Origin of the sequence: Microbacterium sp. (assembly GCF_041909575.1) — a bacterium.
Classification (GTDB): Bacteria; Actinomycetota; Actinomycetes; order Actinomycetales; family Microbacteriaceae; genus Microbacterium.
Map to the genome: position 1 here is coordinate 1 of NZ_JAYRDE010000189.1, position 2209 is coordinate 2209.

The 2209-nt window shown below is 69.9% G+C and carries 3 protein-coding genes; 1 reads left to right on the forward strand and 2 read right to left on the reverse strand.

From position 1 onward, the window contains the following. Positions 1–486: pseudouridine-5'-phosphate glycosidase (locus ACE3O1_RS15410; protein ID WP_374316549.1), on the reverse strand; the 486-nt coding region annotated here is incomplete at its 3' end. Between the two features lie 49 nt (positions 487–535). Next, positions 536–1882 carry a nitrate/nitrite transporter gene (locus ACE3O1_RS15415; RefSeq protein ID WP_374316551.1) on the reverse strand — a complete coding sequence of 449 codons (1347 nt, stop codon included), beginning with the start codon at positions 1880–1882 and terminating at the stop codon, positions 536–538. A 166-nt stretch (positions 1883–2048) separates the two neighbouring features. Here ACE3O1_RS15415 and ACE3O1_RS15420 point away from each other — a divergent pair. Continuing rightward, the coding region (locus ACE3O1_RS15420; RefSeq protein ID WP_374316553.1) for a DUF6458 family protein at positions 2049–2209 on the forward strand (161 nt) is incomplete at its 3' end.

The window sequence follows — 2209 nt, forward strand, 5'->3', positions numbered from 1 at the left end:
GAGGATCGACTTGACGCCTGCGCTGACCACGACGAGGGGCAGCGTGGCGAGGGTGCCGAGGTCGGCGGACTCGTCGAAGGTCTGCTGCGCCTCTCGATGCACGCCGCCGAGGCCGCCCGTCGAGAAGACCCGGATGCCGGCCAGATGCGCGAGGTAGGCGGTTGCGGCGACCGTGGTCCCGGCGCTGAGGCCCTTGGCTGCGATCACCGGCACGTCGCGGAGGCTGGCCTTCACGACGCCGTCCGCGTCGGACAGGCGTTCGATCTCCGAGATCGACAGCCCCACGGTGGGGCGTCCGGCGACAACGCCGATCGTCGCCGGAACGACCCCGAGCGCCCGCACGCGCTCTTCGGCCTCGCGAGCGACCTCGACGTTGCGCGGGCGGGGGAGTCCGTGCGTGAAGATCGTCGACTCCAGCGCCAGGACGGGCGCACCTGCCGCGACGGCCTCACGGACCTCTGGGGCGATGACGAGCGGAGCGGTCACGGGCGTCCTTCCTGTCGGGCTACCGCCACCCTATAAAGCTCGGTCGTGGTCAGCGGTCGCCGCGCGGACGCCGCCGCTGTCGCGGTGGGTCCATCCCGAGGCGGATCCGCGTGCGCTTGCGCTCGATGACGATGAACACGCCTCCGATGAGCCACAGCGGCACCTGCGTGAGGAACGCGAGGCGGAACGCGTCGAGCGAATAGGTGGCCGGGGTACCGGCGCCCTGCAGATCCAGCGCGAGGCCGATCATGAAGATCGCGATGAGCGCGGCAAGGAATCCGCCGGCGTTCGTCACCCCGGTGGCGGTGCTGAGGCGATGCCGCGGGTTGTGCGTGCGGGCGTGGTCGAAGGCGATCATCGAGGCGGGGCCGCCCATCGCCAGCGCGACGGCGAGGGCGAACAGCAGCCACAGCGGCGCCGGGCCGGGATAGGCGATGACGACCATCCACGCGACGAACTGCACCGCGACCGCGGGAAGCACCAGTGCGCGCGACCGCAGATGCGGGATGCGTCGCGACAGCTCGCCCATCACCGGCCCGAGGGCCATGCCCACCAGGACATACGTCGACATGATCGTCGCCGCCTCTGCGACCGTCCGGCCTTCTCCCGCCGTCAGGAACGGCATGCCCCACAGGAGTACGAACGCCGTCCCGGCGAACGGGGTCGTGAAGTGCGACCAGAACGCCAGGCGCGTGCCGGGGTGCGCCCACGACGCGCGGATCCCGACTCCGGTGTCGATCGACGAGGTGACGACGCGGATCGCCCCGGTGTCGGTGTCGACCGAGACATCCGCATCCCGGTCCGGAGGGTGGTTGCGGATGAGCAGGAAGACCAGGATCGCGAACAGGATGCCGAGCCCGGCGATGCTGCCGAAGGTGATCGTCCAGCTGGTGGCGTGCAGCAGGGCGGCGAGGGGGATCAGCGCGATCAGCTGTCCGGTCTGCCCGACGATGCCGGTGAACTGCACCATGACGGGGGAGCGCTGGGCCGGGAACCAGGTGGCGACGAGGCGCAGGGCACCGGGGAAGATCGCCGCGTCGCCCGCTCCGAGCAGCACCCGGGCGAGCAGGGCGACTCCGACGCTCGGGGAGACGGCCATGACGAGCTGGCCGAGCGCCATGAGCACCATGCCGATGGTCATGATGGGGCGGGCCCCGTAGCGGTCCAGGAGCACGCCGACCGGGATCTGCATGCCGCCGTACACGGCGAGCTGCACCACGGCGAACATCGACAGGGTTGCGGCATCCGCCTCGAATCGCTCCGCCGCGTCGACGCCGACAGCGCTCAGCGACGACCGGTTCGTGACGGCCAGCACGTATGCCGCGACGGCGACGCTCCAGATGACCCACGCTCTGGCTCCCGGATCGGCAGAGGGGATGCCGGGAGCGGAACGCACCCTCTCACCGTACCGAGTCCTCGCGTGTTCTCGCGGGCCACGACAACGGATGCCGTTTTGTCAAGACCCTGCAAACGCGGCCGCCCGTCCGTCATGGTGAGGGGTGGGACGCATAAGTCCCGCACCAGGGGAGGGCCGACCGTCGAGCCCGGGAAAGGAACCTCGCATGAGCATCGGAGCAGGTATCGCGCTGTTCGCGATCGGAGCGATTCTGGCGTTCGCCGTGAACGTGGAACTCGAGTACGTCAACCTCGACATGATCGGGTACATCCTGATGATCGCCGGCGCGGTCATCTTCATCGTGGGCATCGTGCTCATGGCGCACCG